This is a genomic window from Devosia insulae DS-56 (assembly GCF_000970465.2).
In the GTDB taxonomy this organism is placed as follows: Bacteria; Pseudomonadota; Alphaproteobacteria; order Rhizobiales; family Devosiaceae; genus Devosia_A; species Devosia_A insulae.
In genome coordinates this window covers 12,580-38,144 of sequence record NZ_LAJE02000401.1, presented here as the reverse complement: position 1 = coordinate 38,144, position 25,565 = coordinate 12,580, and the positions used below count along the sequence as shown (strand labels likewise).

The following is a 25,565-nucleotide window of genomic DNA, read 5'->3' as shown; positions in this document are numbered from 1 at the left end:
AAGTATCGGCGTGCGGTCATCTTCGCTGGTTTCGTGGTGTTGTGACGGCTGGTGCCCTTCGCTGCGCTGGCCTCGAGCCGCGAGTGGTCGACAGCGTTGACGATAAATCTGGTTGACGGCTACTCAAGTTGATCTAACACTGCAGCAAGTTATCCTACGTCACGGCCAGCTGTAACGCTCGACAATCGCAGCAAGTGATAAGCTGTGTACGATATCGAACATTGACTGATTACCACCTGCAGCGTCAAAGTGGCATAGTTCAAAATGTTTCGCAGGAAAAAGCAGTCGGTTACCAGGGTTCGGCGTAGCCGATCGAACCACCGATCATTACATCTCGCCGTCGCGGCGATAGGTTTGTGCTGGGCCACCGGCGCCGCATTGGCGGACGATCTGGTCATCGGGTTGACCGCCTGGCCATCGGCCAAGGTCACCGGACACATCATCGGAGAGTTGGCCAAGGAGCGGACCGGCGACAGTCCGGTCTACCTGGAACGCGGATCGATTGGCCTCTTGACCGCGATCGCGCGGGGCGAGGTCGATGTCTATCCCGAGCTCTGGTCGCCCAACCTCGACAACGCCGTCAAGCGGATCGGTGACAGTCTCACCGTCAGCAAGCGCTCAGTTGCCGGCCATCAGGGCATCTGCGCGACCCGCGCCGCAGTCGAGCAGACCGGCATCAAATCCGTCGCCGACCTGAACGACCCGGCAATCGCGGCGGCGTTCGACACCGACGACGATGGCAAGGGCGAACTCTGGATCGGCGATGGCTCGTGGTTCTCCACCAATGTCGAGCGCATCCGCGCCAGAAGCGTCGGCTACGACCAGACCATGCAACTGCTCGAAGGGGCCGAAGAGGTTGCCATGGCGGCGGTCGATGCCGGCAGCGCGCTGGGCCGGCCGGTGGTGTTTTACTGCTACTCGCCGCACCACGTGTTCATGCTGCACGACATCGTGGTGCTCGAGGAGCCGGCCCATGACGCGGCCAGCTGGAACATCGTAGCGCCGGCCGACGACAAGGACTGGCTGCAGCACTCGAGTGCCGCAACCGGCTGGGACGCATCGTCGCTGTCCATCGGCTACGCCACGTCGCTGGCCACGAAGCACCCCGCTATCGCGGACCTGCTCGGACGCATCCAGTTCGAGCCCGCCGATATTGCGGCGATGAGCTATGCAGTGGAGGTGGAACGCAAGTCACCCGAGGACGCGGCGCGCGACTGGATCATCGCCAATCGCACCCGGATCGATGGGTGGCTGCAATGAGCGGCATCTCACGACGCCGGATGCTCGAGCTTTCGGGCGCCGGGCTGGCCGCGGCGATGCTGGGCGCCGGCGAGGCTCAGGCCCAGGCGGTCTACTCGCAGATCTATGATGCCAAGCGCAAAACCTGGATCGACTACGACCCCAAGCGCGCCATGCAATATTACAAGGCCTATGGCTCGGTACCGGAGGAGTTCAAGCGGCAGACGGTCAGCTTCCGCACTGCCGAGAAGCCGGGAACCATCATCATCGATGGCGACCGGCATTTCCTCTATCTGGTCCGCCCGGAGTTTCAGGCAATCCGCTATGGCATCGGCGTGGGACGCGACGGGTTCGGCTGGGCCGGCATCGTCAAGGTCGGCCGCATGGTGGAATGGCCGACCTGGACGCCGCCGGCCGAGATGATCGCCCGCGATCCGCGCAATGCGCAGTGGGCCAACGGCATGCCGGGCGGCCCCGAAAACCCGCTGGGGGCACGGGCGATGTATCTCTACGAGGGCGGCAAGGACACGATCTACCGCATCCACGGCACGGCCGAGCCCTGGTCGATCGGCCTCAATATCTCGTCGGGCTGCATCCGGCTGAACAATGACGACGTGACCGACCTCTACGCCCGGGTCGCCGTCGGCACCAAGGTCATCGTGTTGATGTCCGGGGCGGCGCTCTATCGCGGCGTCTAGGGCAGGGAGGTGGTGGTGATGTTTCGATCGCTTGGGATTATGGGCCTTGCCAGCGCGCTGCTGCTGGTGGCCGCCTGCGCCTCCACCACGCCGCCGGCGGCGACGATCCGCTCGAGCGCGCTGACGGCGCCGGCGGATCTGCAACTGCTGTGCGCCAGCGAAGCCGCGACCCGGCTGAGCGTCGCCGCTTCCGGCGTGCTGCCGATCGCGTCACGGCCCGGCGCGGCCGGCGGCACATTCGAGGTCGACGTCAAGCTGCCCAGCGGCCAGGCGCTGTGCGTCATCGACGACAAGGGGACCATCGTTTCGGTGGCGAAGGTCTCATAGGGCCGCTTCATCAATCACAGTGAGGGAGAAACGACATGCATCGCTTCGTGAAATCGCTATTGAGCGGCATCCTGATGCTGGCGTTGGTTCAGTCGCCGGCGCCCATGGCGCAGGATATTGCGCCGATGGTCATGGTGCCCGATCACCCGGTTGGCGTGCCGGTCAATGGCTGCTTCAGGGCCAACCAGAACCTTTACGGACCCTATCGGCTGACCTTCTGCCTCGAGCGGCGCGGCACTTACGAAATCCGCGGCGGCGGGGTGCGTTGCGACGGGCGGCTGACCTGGCGCACCTCAGGGAGGGATATCCTCATCGACCTGCAGCGGGCCTCGTGCGGCCGCGGCCGGGCCTGGGAGGAAGCCACGATCGACTGCCGCAGCTATGGCGGTCTGTTGGGCGCCATCGGGCGGGTGATCGTCGGCCAGTCGCCGCGCATCAGGACGCTGCGCTGCACCTATCATCCGACGGTCCGCGGCGAGCGCCGCGAAACCTTCACTGCCACCCGCCGCTGACGGGAGCAGGCTGCCCGCGCCCACCCATTAGGGCAGCTTTGCCAGGCAATTGGTCGGTGGGGGCACTTGTGTACCCGGCAAGGGGCAGCGGCCTGACGGCCGCCGCCTCGTTGCGTCAGGCCGCCATGCGGTTGACGTTGGATTCCGCCACTTGGGTAAGCTTCTTGTCGGTCGCGATCTCCTCCTTGAGGGTCGCGTCGAGCAGGCTGACCGCCTCGGTCATGCCGAGCTGCTGGGCCCAGGTCTTGAGCGTACCGTAGCGGGCAATCTCGTAATGTTCGACCGCCTGGGCGGCAGAGACGAGGCCGGCATCGAGCGCCGACGTGCCCTTGAAGTCCTCGATGATCGATTTGCTTTCTTCTATGATGCCGAGGATGGCATCGCAGGTCTTGCCGCGGGCCGGCTTGCCGATGAGCTCGAACACCTGCTCGAGCCGCTCGATGTGCCCCTCGCTCTCCTCCAGGTGCTTTTCGAATCCGGCTTTCAGTTCAGGCGCCGTAGCGGCCTTGGCCATCTTGGGCAGCGTCTTCACGATCTGCTTTTCGGCGTAATAGATGTCCTTGAGGGTATCGAGGAACAGATCGTCGAGCGTCTTTTCGGTGGGCATAGCAGTCTCCGTTTGAGGCTTGGGCGGACAGGTCCGCAGGCCGAGTCAATCTGCTTGGCAATGCAAGGTTCCGGTCCGCTCCGCATGAATGTCTGCCGCCCGACCGGGTAGGGCTGCTGTTGCTCAGCAATGACAGGCTTGGGGGAGCGCTTTCGACGCGGCAACGCGCCGGGAGGTGAGCTGGGCAGGGAACGGATGCCATCCGGGCAAGTTGCTGATGCGGGTCCCAGAGATCCCAACCCTAAGGAGAAACGCCATCATGAAGACAATCACAGGGCTTTTTGACTCACATGACGAAGCCGACCGTGCGGTGCGTTCGCTCAAGGATGCAGGCGTCAATGGCGAAGACATCTCGATCGTCGCCAACAACGCCGATGGCAAGCATGACACCGAGACGGGCGACGACGTTGCCGAGGGCGCGGGTGCCGGCGCCGGCGTAGGCGCCGTGGTCGGCGGCACAGGGGGCCTCCTCGCCGGGCTTGGCATGCTCGCCATCCCTGGTGTCGGTCCTGTGGTGGCGGGCGGCTGGCTGCTGGCGACGGCGATCGGCGCCGTGACCGGCGCAGCAGTGGGCGGCGCTGCCGGCGGCATTATCGGCGCCTTGACCGATGCCGGCGTTGATGAGCGCGACGCGCATGTCTATGCCGAGGGCGTCCGCCGCGGCGGCATCCTGGTGACGGCGCGGGTTGAAGACAGTCGCGCCGACGCGGCGGCGGCCATCCTGCATGACTCCAGCGTCGTCGACATTGCGGCGCGCCGTCGCGACTACGAGGCTGAGGGTTGGGAGGGCTTTGACGAGAACTCCGAGCCCTATCCCGCCGACCAGATCCGCGATTATCGCGCCAGCCTGATTGCGCCTCCGATCCTGAGGAGCTGAAGCTTGGGTCTGCGCGCGAACCAGGTGCGCAGACCACTCTCATGCGGGCACCGCTCGTTGACGGGCTCGCCGCAACTTTTCGGCCCCAGGCAGATTGTCTCCGAGCACCAACGGAGGAGTTCGCGAAATGACCTCCCTCAAGACCCCACCCAGCGTCAGCCCAAGGGCGATCACAACCGCCGGCTGTCGCTCGGCCTCGATCCCGACCAGTTCGCCGCCGCCGCCGGGATCACCGTCGAGGAGCTCCGGGACTACGAGAACACCGGGCCGGATCACGAGTTCAGTCCGATGATCGCCGGACGCGTCGGCGAAGCGCTGGAGCGGCTTGAAGCGGTGCTCCCCAACTCCGAGGCCGCCGGCATCCGTCAGCTCACCGAGACAGACGTCGCCGCGGTGGGCACCCATCAAGCCGACCCTTCGGTGGAGCAGTCGATCCGCGATACCGCCTACCATCTGTGGGAAAGCGACGGGCGGCCCGAGGGACGGGATGAGGAGTACTGGCACCGGGCCCGCGCCGCCTGGCTGGGCCAGCAGGGCCTCGATGCCGGCTTCGAAGAAGCTCTTACTGAACCTGACCCTGATACGCTCGATGGTGCCGTGGATCCAACAGCCGGTCTGCATCGCCCGTCCTGAAACCGACTGAATGATTGGTGGGCATGGTGCGGCGCTCAGCGCACACCTGTGCGCCAATACAAACCAACGTTATGTGGTCTTCCGGCGTTTGGTCGAGACCAATGCCGCGTGATGCAATCGGACAGACATGCGATCCGCGGCGTCCCACGACCAGCCGAGCCCGGCAATTGTTCACCTCAAATAATCACCAGCTGCAAAATCCGCACCCAATATACGTCGCCACTTCACTCTCAGTCGGCAACTCATTGCCCTCACTCAGGCAGATGTTGGCGCCCAGGACTGGCCCTGCTACTGCGGTTCATGGGCAGATATTACTTCAACGTGCGGCGGGACGAGACAGTGTTCGAGGATCGAACGGGCATCGTACTGCCCGGCATCGTCGAGGCCTGGGAATGGGCTCTGAAGGACGCCCTGACCTTGATCAGGGAGAACTCAATCGACCGCGCCCGTCATCACTATTGGATCGAAGTCTGTGATGACGAGCACCGGGCTGTGGTGGCGTTTCCGATAGGCCACGTAACCGTGCAGTAAGACCGCGCATTCCCGATCAAGGACCGTCGGTCGCTTCCAGTATGCGAAGAACCCGCTCGATCCGAGCCTTCCAGCTGCGCAGCTGCACCACGCTATCCCCTGCTTCCGCCTGCTCGCGGCCGCGAAGCGCAGTGAGCTCCGCCTCGATCAGGTCCAGCGAGCACTCTGCTTCGATCCTGGTCCATGGGTCGGGAGTGCCGGCCAGCCGGGCGCCCCTCGCCTCGCGCTCCAGCCTCTCGACGTCAAGCTGCCAGTCGAACAGTTGGCTCGCGTCATTTCGGGTTGGAGGTCGTATGTCGATCTGCATCGCTACCTCCTCAAGCCACTGCGGCGGCATCGAGCCATGGCGCGTTTGGGCGTGGCCCCGCGGGTCGAAAATCGGCTTCGTCCTGCTGCCCACGCGCCTCTAGCCAAGGTCGGCGACGCTGGGTCCGTTCGCGTTCAGTTTCGCGTTGGAGTTCGAGTTCGGAACTGTCGTATTCGTCTGATGGGTAAAATGCGTGGCTCATCGTGGTGCTCCGCAATTAGCGCCTCCCGGCGTCAACCGGGAGGCTCAACCGAGCGCTGGCGTCAGGCCGCGGACTTGAGGTCCTGACCGATCTGCCTGGGCTCACCGGCAGGCTTGGCCTCAGTAGTGCCAATGGCGATGCGACGGGGCTTCAGCTGTTCAGGGACCTCGCGGGTCAGGCTGATCGATAGCAGCCCATTTTCCAGTGATGCATCGGTCACCTTGACGTGGTCAGCGAGGCTGAACGACTGCTTGAAGCTCCGGTTGGCGATGCCACGGTGCAGGAAGGCGTCTGCCCGGTCCTCGGTCTGCGTCTTCGCGCCGGAGACCAGCAGGCCGTTGCCTTGCTGCGTCAGCTCGATCTCATCGGCTGCAAAGCCGGCTACCGCCATGCTGATGCGGTATTGGTCGTCGCCGAGCTTCTCGATGTCGTAGGGCGGCCAGTCGGAACGGATGCCGCTGTCGAGCATGTCGAACAGGCGGTCGAAGCCGACGGTGGACCGATAGAGCGGTGTGAAGTCGAAGGTTCTCATAACCACATTCTCCTCAGAGCAACATAGGTACGAGGGACACGCCCGTCATAGCGGGCTACCCCATTCTCGCCGGCCCCGTTTCAGCGGCCGGCAGCATCGATCTAGGGAGCCGCCTCGAGGTGTCAAGAGCTGCGAAAACAGAAAATCGGCTGACTCTTGACCAGGCTTGAACCGCTTCCTAGCTCGCGCTTCCGGTCAAAGTAACGTCCCCGCCCTGAACGGCGGGGCCCTTTCGCGTTCAGCGCCCGGCGAGCCCAGCCTCTTCGATTGCATCCTCGACCGCTTCGGCCGCCTCCGCTTCGACCCGCTTGCGCTCCTGTTCGATCTCGCGCGCGTCGAGATGCTCGAGCCCAACCACCTTGTTGGTCGCCTCTGAGTGTTCGATCAGGTAGTCGAGCTTGACGTGCAGGGCTGCCTCGCTGCGCGCCCCGGCGACGAGGATCACGCCGCTGATCACGATGGCCGCCACCGACAGGAAGATGTTGAAGGCGAACATGAAGCCTTCGTTGAACTGCGTCGCCGCGCCAATGCCGATCCCAGCCGCCAAGGCCAGGAATGTCGCAATGAAACCGCGCGAGTCCGACAGGAAGTCGGCGAAACGGTAGATGATGCCGCTGATACGGCTGGCCTTGGCAGATTTCGGCTTCATGGTGGCAGCCAGAACGTGGCTGGAGCGATTTGGATGCGCAGCAGCCGTCTCGCACCAGGGAACGACGCGGCGGGCGGGAAGTTTGAACCTCCAACAAGGAGATTCAAAATGCCGCATGACTCAACCCGAGATGGTTTGCCCACCGGCGAGGACACATCTGCCACCCACGACGTAAGCGATCCTCACCCGGCGAACGAAGAACGCTACGATCGGCAGAAGCGCCCGGGTGGCGCGCCTCGCCCAGCCAAGGATTTTGGCCCCAACGATGCCATCCATGATGGCAAAGCAAGGCCGCGCCCGCGCAAGGCCGCAAGCTGAGCAACCGGTGCCTCTCCCAGTCAACTCTCCACACGGTCGCCCATGATGAGCAAGAAATCGAGAAAGCACAGCAGCGACCCACTGCCTCAAGCAGAAGATTTCGCAGCGCGGCACGGTATCAGGCTGGAAACCGCCAGCGCCATCCTTGCGACATTCGGGACGCCCCACAAAAGCCTGGACACGGCTTTGACCGACGAGGCCATGCAGCGAACCGATCCCGCCATTGCTCGACGCAAGCTGGCGCGTCTGCCCTGAGAACAGAGGTCGAGATGATGCGCCAGGCATTCATCCTCGAGACGGATGACGTCCCCCACATGCCCGCCGTCGTCGACGACGGCGGCACTCCACCAGCTGCTTTGGACTACCAGATGCCGCTGGCCCGTCCGCTTCCTGCAAATCTGCTGACACAGGCTGTCAGCGTCCTGTAAGCTATTTAAATTATTCATCTTTTTGGAACTGAAGGCGAATGGACGACGTTCATTGAGCAGTCCATTTGTGAGGAGTTTTCAAGATGGCTGATCGCGAAACAATCGTCACCGGCGGCGGTGGCAGCGGCGGCATCATTGCCGGCATCCTGCTTGTCGCCTTTGTGGTGATCGTCGCCTATTTCGTCTTCTTCAACGGCAACGGCGGCTCCCGCACGGTCGATGTCGACGTGCCGGCCGTGAAGGTCGATGTCGTGCCGGACGGACAGTAAGGAGAATAGCCATGGAAGGCATTGGATGGGTAATGGCGATCATCATCGGCGCACTGGCCGGCTGGATCGCTGAAAAGATGATGGGCTCCAACCAGGGCCTGCTCATGAATATCGTCATGGGTATTGTCGGCGCAGTGGTCGGCAACTTCATCCTGATGCTGTTGTTCGGCGCCACCATGGGTGGCATCGTCGGCCAGCTGATTGTCGCGGTTGTCGGCGCCTGCCTGCTGATCGCGATCTGGCGAGCCATTCGCGGCCGCCGCGCCGCCTAGCGCTCTCGATGCGTCGGCGGTCGTCGCCGACGCATCCAAATCTCCCGTAAAGCCCAAAATCTCCCGCAATGCCACGGAGCCCGCGAATGCGCGCGATCAGTCTGCTGACCCTTTACGCTTGCTCGCTCTCGATCTTTTTCGCGGCCTACAGCTTCTTCGGGTGAGCCCGGTTCAGGCGAGCCAGACGCAGCTATCAGACCTTTTCTGGCCAAGGTAAAAGCGCCCCCAAGAACGCGAAGCCCGGCCCAAAGCCCCGTCCTCATCTCCGAGGCGGGGCTTTTTCTTGTCCGGTCATTCGTGCCGGATCCCACTGCTCGCGTTGGAACTGGTCGAAGCGGTGGCTTTCGGCAAAGACGCTGACTCCAGCGGTCAGGGGGCTATCAAGCCATGGGTGCTAGGGTCGAGGGGTAGAATGGTGCGCAACGTCGCGCCCAAGAACATGGAGCTGTAAATGGCTCGCTTCGTCCTGCCTGCCCCTCATGCTGGGCAGCGTTACCCTGCTTTCCGGCGCGGTGACCTATGCCGGCGCAAGTTTCACTCTCAACAGGATCGCTGAGGCTGCGGTGTCGGCCCCCATCAGGTCCAACCTGAAGCCGAGCTATGTCGCAGTATTGCCGGCGGCCGACGCCGGCACTCTGGACGTCGCTCGGTCAGTTCCCGTGGTGGTACGCGGCAAGCCGGCCGATGGTCTGCACGCCAGGCAAGCGGCGCAGGCCTTCACCCACACCGTGGCGGTGGAAGCGCTCCGGGTTCGCAATGGGCCGCACAATACCATGCCACAGGTATTCGTTCTCAAGGGCGGCTCGCCGGTGACCGTCACGCGCGAGGTGCGGGGCTGGGCGCTGATCGACGGCGGCCATGCTAGTACCGGCTGGGTCTATGCCAAGCTGCTCCAACCAGCCCAAACCAGCGTCGCGTCGCAGGGATAGCGGGCACTGCCCGCCCGATGCTCGAGCGAGCATCCGAAGGCGGCGGCTGGGCCACTCCTCGGTAGGCCCGGCCGCCGCCGAACCTCAGCAAAGCAAGGAACTGGCCACAGCAGCAATGGCCGGGGAGGAGCCCTGAGACCCGTGATGAAGCTGCTGTTCTGGATCCTGGTGGTCGCAGCTATCCTGACGCCCATCGCACTGCTGCTCGGCTGGCGATAGAAAGGGGCTAGCCCGGAGGCACCTCATACCGGGCCGCTTTGACGCACCTGCTGGATGTGGCCACGCATCTGCTAGATGTGGCCATGGGCCTGCAGCAGCGTCCGCAGGGCCTGGCCCTGCGGGGTGTTCTGTTCGCGCGGCAGATACTCCTCGAGCGGCATGTCTCGCGGATTGCCGCCCGACGAAGCATTGGGCTGATGGCGCACGGTGGAGCCGTCATGCCCGCCGACCAGCAGCCACTGGTCGCCATTTTCACTGCTGTAGAAAACCAGATCATTCTCAATCGACATCGGAAGTCTCCTCGCGAGCCCAATGCCGCGCCTGTCTCAACGTGCGAGAACGCAGATGGTGACAAAGGCGCGCTGTTTCGCGGGCGCTGAGCGCTCAGTCGAAGCGGTTGGCGGCTGGTGGATCGCTGGCCGGAAACGACTCGTCGGAGGCTTCGTCGAGCACCGTCCATGGTCGCCTGGGGCGATCGCGCATTTCCTCGGGACCAGCCGCGCGAATCTGCACATCGCTTTCGCGGGTGCCGACGGCCTTGCCGTCGCGAAATGCGGCTTTGGGTTTCTTGGGCGGGGGAGCATCCAGGCGCATTGTGTCAGCCTCGCTGTTGAGCAACACCAATGACGTTCGCTTGCGAAAGGTTGCTCGCCCCCGAAATTTGCTCGCATCTCGCCGACGACATGATCGTGTCGTTGTGGCGCCACACGGGAAAGCCTACCAAAGGCAGATGAATCAGGACGCAAATGGCGCTGAGTTGGTCGAGCAATGGACGCTGCCCTTTGCTGCGAGGCTGGGCTCGTCGATCCGATCCAAAGGCCTTTATCTCGAAATTCGCGCCCGCCTCCCGGTAGCGGCCAGGAAGTCGCTCTCGCTGAAAGCGGGCGAACTGGCGCTTCGCATGCCGCAAACCGCAGCAAAGCAGTTTGCCGCGACATCTGCGCTTGTCTCCCGAGCCCTCGAGGGCATCGAGAGCCTGCCGGTGATCCCGCGTGAGATCGAGGATATCCTGGGCATTTCGACCACCGAGCGCCACCGCTGGCTGAAGGACGGCCGGTTACCGAGCGCCGGCACCCGCAGCGTGAAACTGCGCGGCCGCGCCAGGAAGGTGACCTTTCACGTGTTCGACCCGCGAGTGGTCGAAGACATTCTCGACCACGGATTGATCGACACCTGGCGCGAGGACGACGCGGTGACGGCCGCCGAGAACCGGCGCAACGCCGCCTGGAAGGCGAAACTCACCAGGGCGCGAAAGACCGCCCGTGAGCCCGCGCCCCGCAAGCCTGACGGCGAGCCCTCGGCTCAAGTCGACGAGGATCGCTTCAAGCTGCGCGGCTGGGCTGAGTTCGAGCGCGACACGCTATTGCGCTGAGCCGGGACCAAAACGCTCGCGACAGGTCAAGCGCGGCGTTTCAGCGCCCGTTGATCATGGACGATCGGGATGCCCAGATCCTGGAGACGCCTGGCGACTGGCGTGCTCGGCAGGCCGATATTCACGTCGAGCAAGGCCGCATCCATGCGACTGCCGTCGAGCAGACCCAGCGCCACGTCGAAAGCGCGCCACGGTGGATCGCTTAACAAACTGATATGCACTGGAGGCCGCGTCGTGACAGGCTTGCTCCAAACGGGAGGTTGCCATGGATCGCGAGTGGTGGGTCGGCCGAGTGCTGCCGGGCTTTGTCGGAGCCCTGATTTTCTTCATTCTATTGCTGATCTGGAACAGCATTACCGGCGGGACGATCGTCAACGCCTTCGGCGGAGCCAGATCCTCCGACATCGAGGCAGTCCAACTGCTTGCCGGGCCTGCTGGTCCGACGGGAGATGTCGGGCCCGCTGGTCCAAAGGGTGACACCGGTGCCGCAGGCCCCGCCGGCCCCGTTGGCGAAACCGGACCGGTCGGGCCGGCTGGGAGCACCGGGCCGGTTGGCCCCGCTGGCCCAAAGGGTGATTCCGGACCGATCGGTCCGAAAGGCAATGTCGGCCCGACGGGTCCGGCCGGTCCGAAAGGAGACGCGGGCCCGATTGGACCCAAGGGCGATGTTGGTCCGGTCGGACCTGCCGGCCCGAAGGGCGACCCGGGCGTGGCTGGTCCGCGAGGCAGTGTCGGCCCGGCCGGTCCAAAGGGGGACGCGGGGCCAATCGGTCCGGCGGGCCCGATGGGAGAGATCGTGCCGGCCACTCCGTCGCAATAGGGGGGCGTCGGCCCGGAAGTTGCAGACCGACAAGTAGCAGCCGGACCCCCACTCGTAGGTGCAGTAGGGGTCCGGCGGCACAGCGAGGTCTGAAGCGAAGGGAGTCGTCACTCAGACGCTGGCTAAATTTTCTCTGCCGGCGATGGTTCCGACAGCGGCTGGCGCCCCGGCCTCCTCGGCTGCGAGAAGAAACTGATCGCTGATCCCAACGTTGTGCGTCATCAACTAGGGAGGCCTCGATGGCTGACGACAAAAAGAAAGTAGGCCGCCCGGATCGGTCGCGTGTGGCCCAGAGCGAAGACTATGAAGTAAACGACTTCGCCCATAAGCACGGCATCAGCGCGCAGCGCGCCCTGGAAATCATCGCCGAAGCTGGCGGCAGCCGGGACCGCGCCGATGAGATCGCAAGACGTTCCGCTTGAACGATGCAGGGGAGCGGCAACGGGATACGCACTGTCTGCAGTGCCATCGATGGCGCGGTCCCGAGCTCGAAGCTCGAGAGCGTGCCGGGTCGAACCATAGGGCTTTTCGGACTTGGGAAGACTCCGGGACAATGGAGTTCAAGACGATATGCCCCGGTCTGAAACGGGCACAAGCCACGAGGGATTGCGGTCTGCCCAGCTCGATCACACCAACCGCTCAATTGCTGCAGAGCCGCCCGACAGCGAAATCCAAGCTCGCAAGCGGCCCGGGCCACTCGCTTCTCCGGCAAAAAAATGAGCCGGCAGCACCCCTCCCGAAGCTCCCGGCTCAACAGTCACCGGCGGCGACCGGCGAAGGGGCATTGTGCCTCAGTGGTGCACGCCTGAAATTCACATTTGATTGGCAGTGAGGCTGACCAAATGGAGGTCGCGCCATTGGCCGAAGCTGCAATTTCGCTGAAAGCAACGTCAGTTGCCCGTCATCGCATGTGGGGTATGACGCTGCTGCCCGGTTGACCAAACCCTCATCCGGCAAGGCGGCACCGCGATAAACTAATTCGCCCACGGCGGTGCCGCCACTCCTTCGCTGACGGCCCTGGCTCGGCACGCGGTCTCTCACAGGGTGAGGCAATGAACGAACCGAAGCTTCAATGGTGGGTCTTTCCGACATTCCTGTTCCTGATGATCGCCGCCGCCGCCGTCGGCGTTGGGCTCGGGATGCTCATTCAAGGCACCTGATGCGACGCCGACGGCGTGCCGGCTGTACCAGCTTCGGACCACGCCAGGGGAGATGTTCCTCGGGCTCGCAAGCCGGAACGCATGGCCGCAAGTCTCGTTGAGAGAGGCTCTCTCTCAGGATCGGACCCGAGCCATGCGCGCGCTTTTCGTTCTTCTGCTCAGCTTGATCGTTGGCACGGCTCAGGGCCAGGAGGAGTGGACCACCTATCGGGACCCTGTCTGTGGTTACGCCGTCGAACATCCGGCGGCAGGCTTTGACATCACGGTCACGGACACAGGTCTTACCCTCATCGAGGAAGGTGGCGCAGGCCAGATCGATATCTACTGCGCCAGCAATGCCGGACGCCGCTCACCCGCCGGCTTTGAGCAGGTCCTCGCCGAGGCGGAACGTATCCGCGAGATCACCTACAGCCGGAGCGGCAGCTCCTGGTTGGCGGTGTCGGGTTATTACCAGGCCGATCAGCAAAGAGGTGATGACCTGATCTTCTACGCCAAGTTCATGTTTTCATCCGACCTGTCGCAGCTTGCTGCCTTCGAAGCGAGCTACCCGGCTACGGACCGACAGCGCTTCGACGCCATTGTCGAACGGATGGAAGACAGCCTCACCGCCCCGCGGGAAGACTAGCTCAACCCGGCGCCACCTGGAGCCGGGCCGATCCTGCGGACCATACCGCCCGCAGCAGCAGGCGAGCGCAGACTACGAAGGCGTGTGTCCCGCCGGGCCTGGGACGACACCTCGGTGTCCGTCAGAGCATATCCAACCCGAGCTTGATGATCGACGCCCAAACAACCGCGCTGAAGCCGATGCATCCGAGCCAGGTCCAAGCCTTGCGCGTCATGTGCAGATGTGGCCGCGACGGCTCGTTCAAAACGTAGCGATGCAGTGGTCTAGTATGTGTTGCCATGACGATCCTATAGCTGACCTTGCGTCTCGCCAGCGTTATTCACGTCGGGGTGATTGTAAGGGGAGATAATAGCAGCGAAGTTCCCGCCGGGTCAGCCGTTCTTTGATCTGGTTTCGCGCGGCGGCCAAAGGAGCAGAACGTCGAGAAACCTGCGAGCGTCTGGATCACCTCAACAGAGGTAGCTCGCATTGCAGTCGGGTATGGCGACTGAAGTCGCCATAGGGAACGCAAGTGTCCGCGCGAGATTGTTTCTCGGCGAGCGACGGTTGGAAACAGCAAAGCCCGCTATCAGACGGGATCCGACCGTCGCTCAGCTGCAAGACGGAGTCCGAACTGGCTCGCACCATTGTGTCTCTCGCGTTGTTCTCAACCGTCGCGCTGCTCGCCGGGGCAATGACGGTCAGTGGCTTGAGCTTCACCGCGGATACGGTTGCCAAAGTAGCCGCCATGACCCCGGTGAAAGCTCAGAAACGACTGCCCAGCTACATTGCCTACATGCCTACGGTGAAGGCCGAGGTTCTTGATATCGCGAAATCGGTGCCGGTGGCGACGCGAGTCCCCAAAATGCCAGCCCTACCGCTGGAGGCGCTGCCGGCGCCGACCTTCACGCACACGGTCGCGGTGGAGTCCCTCCGCGTCAGGAGCGGGCCGCGGAGAACCACTCCGCAGTTGTTCGCCCTCAAGAGTGGGACACAGGTCACGGTGATCAAGGATGATGGCGGCTGGGTGCTGATTACGGCCGGCGGCGACCGGATGGGCTGGGTTTACGCCAAGCTGCTGCGCCCAGCGGACTGAGGGCGGGCGACTGGAGCTCGCGCACTGCGAGGCACGTCCATGACCAAGCCTCTTCCGCCGATCTGGGCTAAACCCAACGGCAAGTCCGGGGTTGTGATGGCGCTTCGTGAGGCCAACCTCTGGCGACAGCGCGAGAAGGCCTTCCGGTCCCGACATGCAAAAGGCGCAGCGGCGTACGCCCGCAGTCAGCAGCGATGGTGGATCGGGGAGGCCCGACTATGTGCCCTAGGCCCGCGAACCTGCGACGCCGAGTTCTTTGACTGGCTTAGCCACCCCGTTGCGCTGCCAAGCTGAGGCCGCAACAGTGCGACATGTGCGTGCCAGCTGCGCCATGTCGGCAGATGATCGACCCATGTCCAAGGTCGACACATCGATCCGAACTTCGGCGTGAACGTTCGCGACAGGCCGAACTAGAGCATAGCGGCGATCAGAAAGCCGCCCCAGATACATAGCCCAATTACGGCTACGAGCGCCGCCCACGCCGTGACCATCCAGCCCACGCCATACCTGCCCCTAAGCACCGCCTCTCACCTGAGGTTGCGAGCAGACCTAGCTCGTTCACGATGTGCGGCCAGCGCTCGAGATCGGCTGATTTTTGCGCAGGTGGAGGGGCTTCGCAAGGGGGGCCAAAGGTCGCTAGAATGTCAGCAAAGGTGACGGTGACTGTTGCCGTTGCGGCATTCGACGTGATCACAGGGCAGTGGCCGAAGCTGCAGTTTCACTGAGAAGCTGAGTCAGGCGCCTGTCATCGCTCGTGAGGTATAGTGCGTTGGTCGGCTGATAACCCTCGCCCGACTCGGCGGCATCGCAAGACCATCTCCGCCCCACAGCGGTGCCGCCACCCCCCTCCGGCTCAGGACTGGGCGCCCGAACTCCAAGTCCAGGCAAGGGGGAGGTATCAAGCGACCTGAGAAGCGCCCCAAGTTGCCGGGTTGGCTGGAATGGCCGCCAGCCTCTCGATGTCCACGGTCTGCGCCTGGTCGACCAGCACCCGGCCGGCGAGCGTAAGGAGTGCGCTCCCGTCGGCGGCTATTGTTATCCAACCCTTGGAAATCAACGGCAGGGTCAAGTGCGGCGGCAACCCCGAACCGTGCTCGGCAAACCGAACCAAGGCGACGATTTCGGCTGGGGCAGGTCCTGCAATTGCTGCATCACGCATCGTCCATCTCCTGGTTGCAGGAGACCACAATGTTCTCGCTGGCCTCCAGTTCCCTGACCTCGGTGATGAACCAGGAACAGCCGGTCAACGCAGGGTCTGTCGGCCATCCCACCCACGTCCAGACGCGCCATGACGACGAGATGCGGCGATCCAGGGAACCCGTCCCCCTCGACGAAGTTTGGGGGCCTGAGGGAGCCAGAAAATGCATCAAGAACACTCGTCGCGCTCGCGCATCATGAACCCCATCATCAGCCAGCGGAAACTCGCGAGGGAGCGTGTTGCTCCGTATCTCGGCGAGCTCAAGCGGTGGCAGAGCAAGTCGCTGCAGCTGCGTGCGCTGCACAACTCTCGGCACCAATCGGCTGATGCCCTCGCTATCGGCCAAATGCAGCTCGCCGCGCTCCGAACGGAAATCGAGATGGCGCGCCAGGCCTTCATTCTCGAGATGGATGACATTGCCGACATGCCGGCGGTCGTCGACTATCTGGCGGCGCTCGACAGTCTTCTGAGGCGGTAGCGCGTGGCTCTCACCTGACCCTGACGGAGTGGGTCGTAGGCCACATGCACTAACCCGCAAGAATTATGGCAGAAGCGCTGACTAATGCGTATTCAGCCGCGGCTCGTTCGCGTCCACAGCGTTCGGCGGGTCGGCTGGGTGCTCATCCTTCGGTGCGGGCATCCAGTTGCCGCCCTTGCAGCGTCTCCCTTGGCCCGGTGCATCGGATCGCACCGTACGGCCCTTTCTCTCCGCTGAAAGAGTTCGTGTCCACTCGCGGACGAAAGTTTTGCAACCAAGCTGCCAATGCCACGTCTTCCATCACGAGCGGAGGCCAACATGCGGTACTACTTCGATATTTTCGATGGCGATCACTGGGCGCGAGACGATCTTGGGGCGGAGTGCGCGAGTGACGGTCGGGCCCGTCACCAGGCCGTGCTGGCGCTGACCGAACTGGCGCGCGAACTGCTGCCATCGGATGGCCCTTCGAAGGAGCTGATGATCAGGGTGAGGATCCGCAACGAGGTCGCCTTCACGGTGCAGCTGGAGTTCGGCACGTCCTCCGGACCGGCGCTCAGCGATCCCTCGGTGGTGAACTGATCTCGACCCAAAGCGTCGGGGCACGAGGGGTTGCGTGTCGGGGAGAGCGGGGCGCCGACCGAAGACGGCAATCGCGCCAATTCAAGGGGAGCTAGTTGCCGCGCAACCAGCCGGCCGTCAGGACCATCGAGGTGAGGTGGATGGCGCCGGCGCCGGCGCGGACGGAAGTTTCGACGCTGGACTGCGCCTCGCTGGTGGGCAGTTGGCGGCGGTCGTGACTCCTGTCGCTCTGCTGCTGGGCTGGAGCTAGCGGGCCGGTGGCAAAACCCATCCGAAAGGGCAGGCCGAGTAAGCCTTCTCCGAGCGGAACTGCGAGCTTCCTCCGAAGTTAAGTCGTCGCGGCGGACGAGACCTCATTGAACAAGGATGCGCTGTAATGAAACTTCCTCCACTTTTCGGCTCGGCCCTCCTCGTCGGGTTGTTGTCGACTGGCGCCATTGCGGCTGAGGCCGTCAGTGGCGCCAATGTCCGTTCGGGGCCGGGGGCTTCGTTTGGCGTAGTCGACACGCTCGCAGCGGGCGAAGGCGTCACGGTGACCCAGTGCGCCGCGAATGGCTGGTGCCTGATCGACCACTCGGGCCCGGACGGCTGGGTCTCGGCCAAGCTGCTCGCCGACAACGGCAACGCCGCCGACTACTACAATGCACCCGATGGCGGCGTGCGGGTTGCCAGAAACGTCGACGATGACGACGGCTATCCGCGGCTCATCGGCCGTGCGCCCGACGTCAACGTGCGGTTCGGCTTTGGCTTTGGCGACGGCCTGTTTGGCTTCCGCGACGGCTTGATGATGGGTCGCCCCGGCCGCGATCGTGGCGACGTGGTCTGCCTTGTCACTTTCTTCAGCCGCGACGACGTGGCTGCCGGCCGCGATGCCGATGTGCAGCGCGCCCAGATCCTGTCACGCCGCGTTGCCGAGCGAAACGACGGCCCGAACGACCGCCGGGCCATCTTCGACTACGGCTCGGAGCGCGAGACGATTCGAACCTGCCGCTATCTCGACCGCCTGAACTAACTGCAACGGTTGGCGCCGCTAGCGGGCGCTGTACCGGAAGCTCCCGGATCCCTTCCGGGGGCCAAGATCCGGCGGGCATCGCTGCATGTCAGGATGCACGCCGGATCGCTCCAATCCAGTAGCGAGGCCTCGACTGATGCCTTCAGTCGAAGTTTAGCTGCCGACGGGAACCGAAGCGCGTCCGGTGCATTATCTACACATCCGCGTCATGCGGACGATGAGCCCATCCCCCTGGATTCATCATGCCACGACGATACGCCCCTATCGTCGTGCACCAAAGGGATCTCGGCCCGCAAAGGTCGGGGTCCCTTTCATTGCTGCCTGTGGCAACCAAAGCCCTCGCCGCAAGTTACTATCGACCGGCATTGTTGTCGGCGGGCGGGCTGGATGAACAATTCTCACAATTTCGATGCCTCACTCACCGACGATGGGCGCTATCGCTTGCTGGTCGAGGCGATCAGCGACTACGCGATTTACATGCTTGACCCCACCGGGATCGTGGCCAACTGGAACGCCGGGGCGCAACGCTTCAAGGGCTATCGGCCCAGCGAAATCATCGGCAGGAACTTCGAAATCTTCTACACCGACGCGGATCGGGCCGTCGGCCGGCCGGAGATCAACTTGCGCCGCGCCGCGGACGTGGGCCGCTTCGAAGATGAGGGATGGCGTGTCCGCAAGGATGGCAGCCAGTTCTGGGCGCATGTCGTCATCGACCGCATCCTCGATCCCGAGGGCAACCTTGTCGGCTTTGCCAAGATCACCCGCGACCTGACCGAGCGCCACCAGACCCAGTTGGAACTCGAACGCGCCCGCGAGGCGCTGTTCCAATCGCAGAAGATCGAGTCGATCGGCCAGCTGACCGGCGGCGTGGCGCACGATTTCAACAACCTGCTGATGGCGATCATCGGCAGCCTCGAAATCGTGCAGCGCCGGATGAATGCCGACCCCAGCATAAGCCCGTTCATCGACAACGCGCTGAAGGGGGCGCGCCGCGGCGCCGTGCTGACCCAGCGCATGCTGGCCTTTGCCCGCCGGCAGCAACTCAAGATGGGTGCGGTCAACCTCAAGGCCGCCGTCGAGGGGATGAGCGAACTGCTGGAGCGCTCGCTGGGGCCGGCCATCCTGATTCGCACCGAGTTTCCGGAGACCCTGCCGGCAGTGCGCACCGATATCTCGCAGCTCGAGGCGGCAATCCTCAATCTGGCGGTGAACGCGCGCGATGCCATGCCCGATGGCGGCACAGTGCGCATCACCGCCCAGCAAAAGGCAGGCGACCGTCCCGGCAACTACGTCGTGCTCAGCGTGGCCGACGAGGGCGAAGGGATGGACAGCGACACGCTCGCCAAGGCGACCGAACCGTTCTTTACCACCAAGGGCGTCGGCAAAGGCACCGGCCTCGGCCTATCGATGGTGCATGGCCTGGCTCAGCAATCGGGCGGCTATCTCGAACTGCGAAGCGAGGTCGGCGTCGGCACGACTGCCTTGATCTGGCTGCCGGTAACGGACGCCGAGGCGGCTGCGACTGTCGCCCCTCCGGCCTCCCGCCCCAAGGAGGGTCGACAAGCGCTGCGCGTCCTCGCCGTCGATGACGATGCGCTGGTCCTGATGAACACAGTGGCAATGCTCGAAGAGCTTGGCCATGAGGTGGTGGAGGCCCATTCGGGCCGCGAGGCGCTCGAGGCGCTGGAGCGGCAGACGGTGGACCTGCTGATCACCGATCAGGGCATGCCGAAAATGACCGGGGCGGAACTGGCCCAGAAAGTGCGGGCCGCCTGGCCGCACATTCCCATCCTTGTGGCCACCGGTTATTCCGAGCTCAGCGACAGCGCGGCGCGCGATCTGCCGCGGCTTTCCAAGCCGTTCAGCCAGCAGGATCTCGCTGCGGCCATCACCAGCACGATCGCGGCCGCCTCGGCCGCCGACCCAGTGGCAGTTCCGGCACTCTGATCGCGCGGCCCCCTCAGCCCTTTGGCCGTGCTGCCGGGGGCCAGTCTGTGGGATGGGCCTTGGCCGGCTTTTCGAGATCGCTGATGTCGGGTGCTTGCCGCCTGGGCTTGGGAGCGGCCTGGTCGGGCGGACGTTTCGGCGGCTTTGCCACGGATGTTTCCTCCTCGCCGGTGAGGAAGGTAACCCAGACGTGCAGCTCTCGTTCCCGGCACATGTCTTTTGTTAATGCGCTGGGCGACGCTTGGGCCTAGGGTTCATTGACCGGTCGAGCCGGTGCCCTGCGGGCACCACTAGTATCGCTGCAACCGGGCGTCCTGGCGAAGCGCATCGAGCCTGCCGATCCACCACTGGGGTGGATGGGTCCTCCTGCGTTTGGCGCATACATGACACATCAATTCGGCCTAACGGCCATGGTCGTCGAGACCAACTACCTCATCGCCTCGGTTATCGAGGCGCCGCTGCTCAATGCCGGCTACCGGGTGATTATCGCCACCGATCCCGACGAGGCGTTCGCCTTTCTGGATCGGAAGGATGTTCACCTGGCGCTGATCGATTTCCGCCTGCAGCACGCCGAGCCGGAAGGGTTGGTGGCGAGGCTGACGCAACAGGGCATTCCCTTCATCTTCTGCACCGCCGCCAGCCGCGAAGAGGTGTTCGAGCACTTCCCGAACGCCAGGGTGATGCCCAAGCCGTTCAGCGACCAGGACCTGCTGGCCGCCGTAGCGACACTGGCGATCGCACCGGGCGCCTACCAGGCCGAATGACCTCACGCCACGACGGAGAACCATCCATGACGGCCACCGACACAATGCAGCACCGCAACTCGCAGACCAGCGTGGTGGCGAGAAGGCGGGCCGATGGCACCCTCAAACCCTTCATCGGCGAGTTGCAGCACTGGAACGGCAAGGCGGCGCGGCTGCGTGGCCTCGCCGCGTCCTTCTACGGCACACCGGAAGAGCGCAATCTGGCGCGGCTCGAGGCCGGTGCGCTGCTCGCCGAGATCCGTCGCCGGCACAGCGAGTTTCGCACGGCGATCAAGGGCGAGCCCGACCATAGCCGTCTCCTCGATGTCGACGCGGCCTTCCGCCGGATGATCGACCAGCTCGAGGCAGTTTCCAGAAGCGGCGGCAACGCGGGCCGGTAAGGCAGGACCTCAGACGGAACGAACGCCCCCTATCGGCGTTGGCTTTCAGGTTCAGCGCCGGCAAGAGCGCGACGCTGCCAAAATTGGTCGCCGCATCCATCGGGTGCGGCGCGTGCTTTTGAGCGTGCAGCATTCCCCCGCAACCGAGGAGCTTCAGATGAGCAAGGACAAGCCGAAGCCGGAGCCGATCGAAAGCGGCAAGGGCAAGCAGATGGACGACAACATCGACGATCTGGGCCGGCGCCCCGACGGCTCCAGGCAGGAGCAGCCGGGATTGACCAAGCCGTCGAAGGACTGAGCGGCGGCGCCGCCGGCTAGCGCCGCAGTTTTTCGAGATGCAGGTAGGTCGGGTCGAACTGTCCCAGCTCGCGCAGCTGTGGCCAGTCAAATATCTCGACCACCCCATCTTCCCACTCGAGCGCTCCGGTTCGCCGCAGGCGCTGCAGCGTGCGGTTGGTGTGGACGATCGATAGCCCCAGGGCATCGCCGAACTGCGCCTGGGTCAGCGGAAACGGATAGCTTTGGGCGTTCGCCAGCCCCGCCATCTGGGCGCGTACGAACTGCTCGCAGAACAGGTGCGCCATCTGTTCGTCAGCAGTGAGCCGGCCCTTGGTCACCATCCACTGCCGGTGGATGGCGCCGTCGAGCAGCGTCAGCAGCCACAGGACCCGCGTCAGGTGCGGATAGTTCTCGGTGATATGCATGAGCTGCTGGTGCGGAAACGTCACCACCTCGCATGGGGTGATGGCGGTGACCGAGTGGTCCATCAGCTGCAGCGGGAACGAGTGGAGGTCGACAAAATCCCCGGCGATATGCAGGCCGGTGATCTGTCGCCCGCCGTCCTCGACGGTCGAATAGCGCGCCGTCATGCCCTTGACCACCAGCGTGCTGAAGCCGGGGCGGTCGCCCTGGGTGACGATGTCCTTGCCCGCCGCAAAGCGCCGCGACGCGCCGGCGGCCGCGAGGATGGCGTTGTGCTCTGCGTCGGACAGGTCGTCCCTGACCGACACCATGGAAAAGAACGGGTTGAAGGCGTCTGGGTCTATCTGGGCCATGCTAGTCCTGGTCTGGGTTTTGGCCGCTCGTCACCTGCAGCTCGTAATCGAGCGACACGTCGAACTGCGGCCCCTCGGCGGTGCGCACGTGAATGGAGAGCTTTCGCTCGTCGCCATTGGACGGCAGGTCGTCTCGCGCCATCTCGGTCAGGGCGAGTGTCGCCTGCAACCTGGCGGCAGCAGGATCGGGGAGGTCTATGCCGGTGTCGTCATGCGAAAGGTCGTCCCCGTCGCGTACGTCGAAGAAGTAGATCATGCCCATCTCGCGTGAAGCCCACCTGGCTGGTGTGCGAGACAAACGGAAGGCGGCGGTATGCGTTCCGTCGCGTGTGCTGCAATAGATCCAATGGAGCATGGATCAGCTGGGGCTCTGGCACGTTGAGCTTGTCACAGCGAGGCATACAGATGATCACTTTGACCCCATATCCCGATCGCACCTGGTGGCATCGTGGCAAGCCATACTCGCGCATGGAGCTGATCGGCGATGCCGCGGTCCACATCGTGGGGTTGCTCGTCGCCCTGGGGTTGGGCGGGATGCTGCTCGCCAGCAGCGGGATTGAGACCGCCCTCGTGGTCTCGGTCTATGTCGCCTCGCTGCTGCTGGTGCTCAGCGTTTCGCTCGCCTTCAACCTCGCACCGGTTGCGCCATTGAAGCGGCTGCTCGCCCGCTTCGACCAGGCCGCGATCTTCCTTCTTATCGCCGGCACGTATACGCCGCTCCTGGCGCTGCTTGGCGATACGCCCGCCTCCACCCTGATGCTGATTGCGGTATGGAGCGCGGCGATGATCGGCATTGGGTTGAAGCTGATCGTGCCGCAGCATTTCGGCCGGCTGGCGCTGCTGCTCTATCTGGGCATCGGCTGGAGTGGTCTGCTGATCTTCCAGTCGCTAGCCAGCGTCCTGCCATCGAGCACGCTGCTGCTCATCATCGCCGGTGGTGTTGCCTATTGCTCCGGCATCATCTTCCACCTGTGGGAGCGGCTGCATTTCCATAACGTGATCTGGCACTGCTTCGTGGTGCTGGGCGCCAGCATCCACCTGTGGGCGGTGCTCGATTGCATGGTGCTGCAGCGGCTTTAGCGCGGGGGCGCAGCAAGCAACTGGCGCATCGACGCCATCACCGCGGCGTGCTGGTAGGGCTTGCCGAAGAACACGCTGCCATCGGGCATTTCGCTGATCTCGACCATCCGGTGTCCCGAGGTGACGATGATCTGAACCGGCGGGAAGCGGTGCCTGACCGCGGCAGCAAGCTTCAGGCCATCCATGCTGCCGGGCATATCGATATCGGTGAACATGATGCGCACGCTCGGCTCCGCATCGAGCACAGCGATGGCCTGGTCGGCATTGGCGGCCTCGAACACGAAAAACCCCTCGCGCTCGAGCTGGTCGACAATGTCCATGCGGATCAGCGCCTCGTCTTCAACTACCAGCACTGAAACAGCATGAGTCACGTCATCACCTCGAGGGTAGGTGACGATCAACTCCCGGTGGCCCGGATCGATCCGTGTCGCACGCAACACGTGAACACAATGACTTGCGTGGGCTCGTGATCCTTTTGGCCTCTCGCTGCGTTAAAGCTGCAGCGCGTAGTGTCTGCCCAGCGTCGGAGCCTCAATGACCGTCATTTCCCGCAATCACGTTGTTACCGCCGGAGCGGGCTTGAGGCCGATGATTTTTGCGCATGGTTTCGGTTGCGACCAGAACATGTGGCGCCTCGTCGCCCCGGCCTTCGAAGCCGACCACCTCACCGTGCTGTTCGATCACGTCGGCGCCGGCAAGTCCGACCTTACCGCCTATGACGCGGGCAAATACTCCACCCTCAAGGGCTATGCCGATGATCTGGTGGAGATCGGTCGGGCGCTTGGCGTTACCGGTGGGGTGTTCGTCGGCCACTCGGTGAGCGCCATGATCGGGGTGCTCGCCTCGATCAAGGCGCCCGACATGTTCGAGAGCCTGGTGCTGGTCGGCCCCTCGCCGCGCTATATCGATGCCGAAGGCTATCATGGTGGCTTCACCGCGACGCAGGTCGAAGAGCTGCTGGCCTCGCTCGCCGACAACCACATGGGCTGGTCCGCCGCGATGGCTCCGGCGATCATGGGCAATGCCGACCGCCCGGAGCTGGGAGAGGAACTGACCAACAGCTTCTGCCGCACCGACCCGGCGATCGCGCGGCAGTTCGCCCGCACCACGTTCACCTCCGACAACCGCGCCGACCTGCACCAGGTGACGGTGCGCACGCTGATCCTGCAATGCAGCGACGACATCATTGCGCCCGAGGCGGTGGGCGCCTATGTGCGCGATAACATTGCCGGGAGTGAAATGAAGATCCTCGATGCCACCGGCCATTGCCCCAACCTCAGCGCGCCCGCCGAAGTGATTGCGGCGATCCGGGATTTCATCTGAACGATGCCAGGGCCGGCTGCCGAAGACCTCGAGGATCTCTACGAGAACGCCCCGTGCGGCTATCTTTCGCTCGGTCCCGACGGGCGGATCGTCAAATCTAACAAGACGCTGTCGCGCTGGCTCGGCGTCGCAGCCGAAGAGTTGCGCGGCCAGCGCCTGCGCGACCTGCTCAGCATTGCCGGTCAGATCTTCTATGAAACGCATTTCGCGCCGCTGCTGCGCATGCAGGGCTTTTTCGACGAGGTGGCACTCGATCTGATCACGGCCGATGGTGCGCCGTTGCATGTGCTCGCCAACGCCGCCGAGCGCCGCGATGCCGATGGCGGGCTGCTGTTCACCCGGGTGACGGTGTTTCGAGCCACCGAGCGCCGCCGCTATGAGCGCGAGCTGGTCGACGCCACCGAAACCGCGCAGGCGGAATCCCGCATGTCGAAGGGACAGTTGCTCGCCGAGCACGAGGCAGCAGAGTTGCGCGAGCAGTTCATCGCGGTGCTCGGGCACGACCTGCGCAACCCGCTGGCCGCGATCGATGGCGGCACCAACCTGTTGATGCGCGAGCCGCAGAGCGAGAAATCGCAGCGGGTGATCGGGCTGATCCGCGGCAGCGTCTTGCGGATGAGCGGGCTGATCGACAACGTGATGGATTTTGCCCGCGGCCGGCTGGGTGGTGGGATCCAGCTGAGCCGTAGCAGCAGACCGCTGGCACTGACGCTGGAGCAGGTGGTTGGCGAGTTGCGAACCAGCTATCCCGAGCGCGAGATCGAATTGAATCTCGACGCTACCGCCGAGGTCGAAGCCGACCATGCCCGGCTGGCGCAGCTGTTCTCGAACCTGCTGGCCAACGCCATCACCCATGGGGCGGTGGACCGGCCCGTGCGGGTCGACGCCACAATGGGCGCTACCGGACTGGAGCTGTCGGTGGCCAATGCCGGGCCGCCGATCCCGCCGGCGGCGATCGAGCAGCTGTTCCAACCGTTCTATCGCTCCAACCCGCAGTCGCGGGTGCAGGGCCTGGGGCTGGGGCTCTATATTGCCGCGCAGATTGCCGAGGCGCATGGCGGGCGGATCGACGTGACCTCGGACGCGACCGAAACGCGCTTCACCTTCCACCTGCCGCAGGTAGAAAAGCGGGCCTGATGCCGAGCACC

The 25,565-nt window shown here is 64.0% G+C and carries 38 protein-coding genes; 26 read left to right on the top strand and 12 right to left on the bottom strand.

The window, feature by feature from the left end; genetic code table 11:
- Positions 1-354: 354 nt before the first annotated feature.
- Genes VW23_RS27370 through VW23_RS27355 form a run of 4 tightly spaced genes read left to right on the top strand, consistent with a single transcriptional unit; the run spans position 355 to position 2,776 of the window.
- A complete protein-coding gene (locus tag VW23_RS27370) occupies positions 355-1,260 on the top strand; it encodes an ABC transporter substrate-binding protein (protein ID WP_244513749.1) in 906 nt (301 codons plus the stop codon).
- A gap of 56 nt (positions 1,261-1,316) precedes the next feature.
- Positions 1,317-1,937 carry a L,D-transpeptidase gene (locus VW23_RS27365; RefSeq protein WP_244513752.1) on the top strand — a complete coding sequence of 207 codons (621 nt, stop codon included), beginning with the start codon at positions 1,317-1,319 and terminating at the stop codon, positions 1,935-1,937.
- A gap of 18 nt (positions 1,938-1,955) precedes the next feature.
- Positions 1,956-2,264: a hypothetical protein gene (locus VW23_RS27360; protein WP_069912634.1), complete on the top strand. Its 309-nt coding sequence runs from the start codon at positions 1,956-1,958 to the stop codon at positions 2,262-2,264.
- A gap of 35 nt (positions 2,265-2,299) precedes the next feature.
- Positions 2,300-2,776, top strand: coding sequence for a hypothetical protein (locus tag VW23_RS27355; protein ID WP_069912633.1), 477 nt, complete (start codon positions 2,300-2,302; stop codon positions 2,774-2,776).
- A gap of 115 nt (positions 2,777-2,891) precedes the next feature.
- Here the strand turns inward: VW23_RS27355 and VW23_RS27350 are convergent, their stop codons facing one another.
- Complete coding sequence (locus tag VW23_RS27350) at positions 2,892-3,383, bottom strand: YciE/YciF ferroxidase family protein (protein ID WP_069912632.1); 492 nt, start codon at positions 3,381-3,383, stop codon at positions 2,892-2,894.
- 259 nt (positions 3,384-3,642) lie between these two features.
- Between VW23_RS27350 and VW23_RS27345 the strand changes: the two genes are divergently transcribed.
- From VW23_RS27345 to VW23_RS27335, 3 genes are all read left to right on the top strand, one after another.
- A complete protein-coding gene (locus VW23_RS27345) occupies positions 3,643-4,260 on the top strand; it encodes a general stress protein (RefSeq protein ID WP_069912631.1) in 618 nt (205 codons plus the stop codon).
- A gap of 3 nt (positions 4,261-4,263) precedes the next feature.
- Positions 4,264-4,893: a DUF2934 domain-containing protein gene (locus VW23_RS29590; RefSeq protein ID WP_069912630.1), complete on the top strand. Its 630-nt coding sequence runs from the start codon at positions 4,264-4,266 to the stop codon at positions 4,891-4,893.
- Between the two features lie 300 nt (positions 4,894-5,193).
- Positions 5,194-5,424 (top strand): DUF6894 family protein, encoded by a 231-nt coding sequence (locus VW23_RS27335; RefSeq protein ID WP_069912629.1) that lies wholly within the window; start codon positions 5,194-5,196, stop codon positions 5,422-5,424.
- Positions 5,425-5,440: 16 nt separating this feature from the next.
- Here VW23_RS27335 and VW23_RS27330 read toward each other — a convergent pair whose 3' ends face one another.
- From VW23_RS27330 to VW23_RS27320, 3 genes are all read right to left on the bottom strand, one after another.
- Positions 5,441-5,731, bottom strand: coding sequence for a hypothetical protein (locus tag VW23_RS27330; protein WP_069912628.1), 291 nt, complete (start codon positions 5,729-5,731; stop codon positions 5,441-5,443).
- A gap of 263 nt (positions 5,732-5,994) precedes the next feature.
- Positions 5,995-6,465, bottom strand: coding sequence for an Hsp20 family protein (locus tag VW23_RS27325; RefSeq protein ID WP_069912627.1), 471 nt, complete (start codon positions 6,463-6,465; stop codon positions 5,995-5,997).
- 238 nt (positions 6,466-6,703) lie between these two features.
- On the bottom strand, positions 6,704-7,114 hold the full coding sequence (locus tag VW23_RS27320; RefSeq protein ID WP_176730508.1) for a low affinity iron permease family protein: 411 nt from the start codon (positions 7,112-7,114) through the stop codon (positions 6,704-6,706).
- Positions 7,115-7,477: 363 nt separating this feature from the next.
- Here VW23_RS27320 and VW23_RS28785 point away from each other — a divergent pair, with 363 nt between their 5' ends.
- The 5 genes from VW23_RS28785 to VW23_RS27305 all read left to right on the top strand — a co-directional run bounded on the left by VW23_RS28785 (position 7,478) and on the right by VW23_RS27305 (position 9,330).
- Positions 7,478-7,687 carry a hypothetical protein gene (locus VW23_RS28785; RefSeq protein ID WP_141728527.1) on the top strand — a complete coding sequence of 70 codons (210 nt, stop codon included), beginning with the start codon at positions 7,478-7,480 and terminating at the stop codon, positions 7,685-7,687.
- A 14-nt stretch (positions 7,688-7,701) separates the two neighbouring features.
- Positions 7,702-7,860 (top strand): hypothetical protein, encoded by a 159-nt coding sequence (locus VW23_RS29245; protein WP_176730507.1) that lies wholly within the window; start codon positions 7,702-7,704, stop codon positions 7,858-7,860.
- 83 nt (positions 7,861-7,943) lie between these two features.
- Positions 7,944-8,129: a hypothetical protein gene (locus tag VW23_RS27315; protein WP_069912626.1), complete on the top strand. Its 186-nt coding sequence runs from the start codon at positions 7,944-7,946 to the stop codon at positions 8,127-8,129.
- A gap of 11 nt (positions 8,130-8,140) precedes the next feature.
- Positions 8,141-8,401: a GlsB/YeaQ/YmgE family stress response membrane protein gene (locus VW23_RS27310; RefSeq protein ID WP_069912625.1), complete on the top strand. Its 261-nt coding sequence runs from the start codon at positions 8,141-8,143 to the stop codon at positions 8,399-8,401.
- Between the two features lie 479 nt (positions 8,402-8,880).
- The gene (locus VW23_RS27305; RefSeq protein WP_069912624.1) at positions 8,881-9,330 is read left to right on the top strand and encodes an SH3 domain-containing protein; all 450 of its coding nucleotides are present in this window, start codon (positions 8,881-8,883) and stop codon (positions 9,328-9,330) included.
- A gap of 290 nt (positions 9,331-9,620) precedes the next feature.
- On the opposite strand, the gene VW23_RS27300 is transcribed toward VW23_RS27305, so the two are convergent.
- Complete coding sequence (locus VW23_RS27300) at positions 9,621-9,839, bottom strand: hypothetical protein (protein ID WP_069912623.1); 219 nt, start codon at positions 9,837-9,839, stop codon at positions 9,621-9,623.
- A 94-nt stretch (positions 9,840-9,933) separates the two neighbouring features.
- Positions 9,934-10,143, bottom strand: coding sequence for a hypothetical protein (locus tag VW23_RS27295; protein WP_201788106.1), 210 nt, complete (start codon positions 10,141-10,143; stop codon positions 9,934-9,936).
- Positions 10,144-10,279: 136 nt separating this feature from the next.
- Here VW23_RS27295 and VW23_RS27290 point away from each other — a divergent pair, with 136 nt between their 5' ends.
- On the top strand, positions 10,280-10,921 hold the full coding sequence (locus VW23_RS27290; RefSeq protein ID WP_069912622.1) for a hypothetical protein: 642 nt from the start codon (positions 10,280-10,282) through the stop codon (positions 10,919-10,921).
- 26 nt (positions 10,922-10,947) lie between these two features.
- On the opposite strand, the gene VW23_RS28780 is transcribed toward VW23_RS27290, so the two are convergent.
- A complete protein-coding gene (locus VW23_RS28780) occupies positions 10,948-11,142 on the bottom strand; it encodes a response regulator (RefSeq protein WP_141728526.1) in 195 nt (64 codons plus the stop codon).
- An 838-nt stretch (positions 11,143-11,980) separates the two neighbouring features.
- On the opposite strand from VW23_RS28780, the gene VW23_RS27285 reads away from it, so the two are divergent.
- From VW23_RS27285 to VW23_RS27275, 3 genes are all read left to right on the top strand, one after another.
- Positions 11,981-12,163, top strand: a complete 183-nt coding sequence (locus tag VW23_RS27285) for a DUF3606 domain-containing protein (RefSeq protein ID WP_069912621.1) — start codon at positions 11,981-11,983, stop codon at positions 12,161-12,163.
- Positions 12,164-13,034: 871 nt separating this feature from the next.
- A complete protein-coding gene (locus VW23_RS27280) occupies positions 13,035-13,526 on the top strand; it encodes a hypothetical protein (RefSeq protein ID WP_069912620.1) in 492 nt (163 codons plus the stop codon).
- 511 nt (positions 13,527-14,037) lie between these two features.
- The gene (locus VW23_RS27275; protein ID WP_069912619.1) at positions 14,038-14,601 is read left to right on the top strand and encodes an SH3 domain-containing protein; all 564 of its coding nucleotides are present in this window, start codon (positions 14,038-14,040) and stop codon (positions 14,599-14,601) included.
- Between the two features lie 898 nt (positions 14,602-15,499).
- On the opposite strand, the gene VW23_RS27270 is transcribed toward VW23_RS27275, so the two are convergent.
- Positions 15,500-15,760, bottom strand: a complete 261-nt coding sequence (locus VW23_RS27270) for a hypothetical protein (RefSeq protein ID WP_069912618.1) — start codon at positions 15,758-15,760, stop codon at positions 15,500-15,502.
- A gap of 202 nt (positions 15,761-15,962) precedes the next feature.
- On the opposite strand from VW23_RS27270, the gene VW23_RS27265 reads away from it, so the two are divergent.
- Both VW23_RS27265 and VW23_RS27260 read left to right on the top strand, forming a co-directional pair.
- On the top strand, positions 15,963-16,277 hold the full coding sequence (locus VW23_RS27265; RefSeq protein ID WP_069912617.1) for a hypothetical protein: 315 nt from the start codon (positions 15,963-15,965) through the stop codon (positions 16,275-16,277).
- A gap of 318 nt (positions 16,278-16,595) precedes the next feature.
- Positions 16,596-16,856 carry a DUF6894 family protein gene (locus VW23_RS27260; protein WP_069912616.1) on the top strand — a complete coding sequence of 87 codons (261 nt, stop codon included), beginning with the start codon at positions 16,596-16,598 and terminating at the stop codon, positions 16,854-16,856.
- Between the two features lie 91 nt (positions 16,857-16,947).
- On the opposite strand, the gene VW23_RS27255 is transcribed toward VW23_RS27260, so the two are convergent.
- The gene (locus tag VW23_RS27255) at positions 16,948-17,127 is read right to left on the bottom strand and encodes a hypothetical protein (RefSeq protein ID WP_069912615.1); all 180 of its coding nucleotides are present in this window, start codon (positions 17,125-17,127) and stop codon (positions 16,948-16,950) included.
- Positions 17,128-17,232: 105 nt separating this feature from the next.
- Between VW23_RS27255 and VW23_RS27250 the strand changes: the two genes are divergently transcribed.
- The 5 genes from VW23_RS27250 (at position 17,233) to VW23_RS29240 (ending at position 21,257) form a co-directional block, all read left to right on the top strand.
- The gene (locus VW23_RS27250; RefSeq protein ID WP_069912614.1) at positions 17,233-17,868 is read left to right on the top strand and encodes an SH3 domain-containing protein; all 636 of its coding nucleotides are present in this window, start codon (positions 17,233-17,235) and stop codon (positions 17,866-17,868) included.
- A 387-nt stretch (positions 17,869-18,255) separates the two neighbouring features.
- Entirely contained in the window at positions 18,256-19,815 is a 1,560-nt protein-coding gene (locus VW23_RS27245; protein ID WP_069912613.1) for a PAS domain-containing sensor histidine kinase, read from the top strand.
- A gap of 383 nt (positions 19,816-20,198) precedes the next feature.
- Entirely contained in the window at positions 20,199-20,579 is a 381-nt protein-coding gene (locus tag VW23_RS27240; RefSeq protein WP_176730506.1) for a response regulator, read from the top strand.
- 26 nt (positions 20,580-20,605) lie between these two features.
- On the top strand, positions 20,606-20,959 hold the full coding sequence (locus VW23_RS27235) for a hypothetical protein (protein ID WP_069912611.1): 354 nt from the start codon (positions 20,606-20,608) through the stop codon (positions 20,957-20,959).
- Between the two features lie 157 nt (positions 20,960-21,116).
- On the top strand, positions 21,117-21,257 hold the full coding sequence (locus VW23_RS29240) for a hypothetical protein (protein ID WP_176730505.1): 141 nt from the start codon (positions 21,117-21,119) through the stop codon (positions 21,255-21,257).
- A 16-nt stretch (positions 21,258-21,273) separates the two neighbouring features.
- On the opposite strand, the gene VW23_RS27230 is transcribed toward VW23_RS29240, so the two are convergent.
- Both VW23_RS27230 and VW23_RS27225 read right to left on the bottom strand, forming a co-directional pair.
- Entirely contained in the window at positions 21,274-22,014 is a 741-nt protein-coding gene (locus VW23_RS27230; RefSeq protein WP_141728524.1) for a Crp/Fnr family transcriptional regulator, read from the bottom strand.
- A gap of 1 nt (position 22,015) precedes the next feature.
- Positions 22,016-22,270, bottom strand: a complete 255-nt coding sequence (locus tag VW23_RS27225; protein WP_069912610.1) for a DUF6894 family protein — start codon at positions 22,268-22,270, stop codon at positions 22,016-22,018.
- Positions 22,271-22,419: 149 nt separating this feature from the next.
- On the opposite strand from VW23_RS27225, the gene trhA reads away from it, so the two are divergent.
- A complete protein-coding gene (gene trhA, locus VW23_RS27220; RefSeq protein WP_069912609.1) occupies positions 22,420-23,094 on the top strand; it encodes a PAQR family membrane homeostasis protein TrhA in 675 nt (224 codons plus the stop codon).
- On the opposite strand, the gene VW23_RS27215 is transcribed toward trhA, so the two are convergent.
- Positions 23,091-23,465, bottom strand: a complete 375-nt coding sequence (locus tag VW23_RS27215) for a response regulator transcription factor (RefSeq protein ID WP_141728523.1) — start codon at positions 23,463-23,465, stop codon at positions 23,091-23,093. The two genes, trhA and VW23_RS27215, sit on opposite strands and share 4 nt — an antisense overlap.
- Before the next feature lie 163 nt (positions 23,466-23,628).
- Here VW23_RS27215 and VW23_RS27210 point away from each other — a divergent pair, with 163 nt between their 5' ends.
- Entirely contained in the window at positions 23,629-24,417 is a 789-nt protein-coding gene (locus VW23_RS27210) for an alpha/beta fold hydrolase (protein WP_069912607.1), read from the top strand.
- A 3-nt stretch (positions 24,418-24,420) separates the two neighbouring features.
- Positions 24,421-25,554: a PAS domain-containing sensor histidine kinase gene (locus tag VW23_RS27205; RefSeq protein ID WP_069912606.1), complete on the top strand. Its 1,134-nt coding sequence runs from the start codon at positions 24,421-24,423 to the stop codon at positions 25,552-25,554.
- The last annotated feature ends 11 nt before the right edge of the window (positions 25,555-25,565 follow it).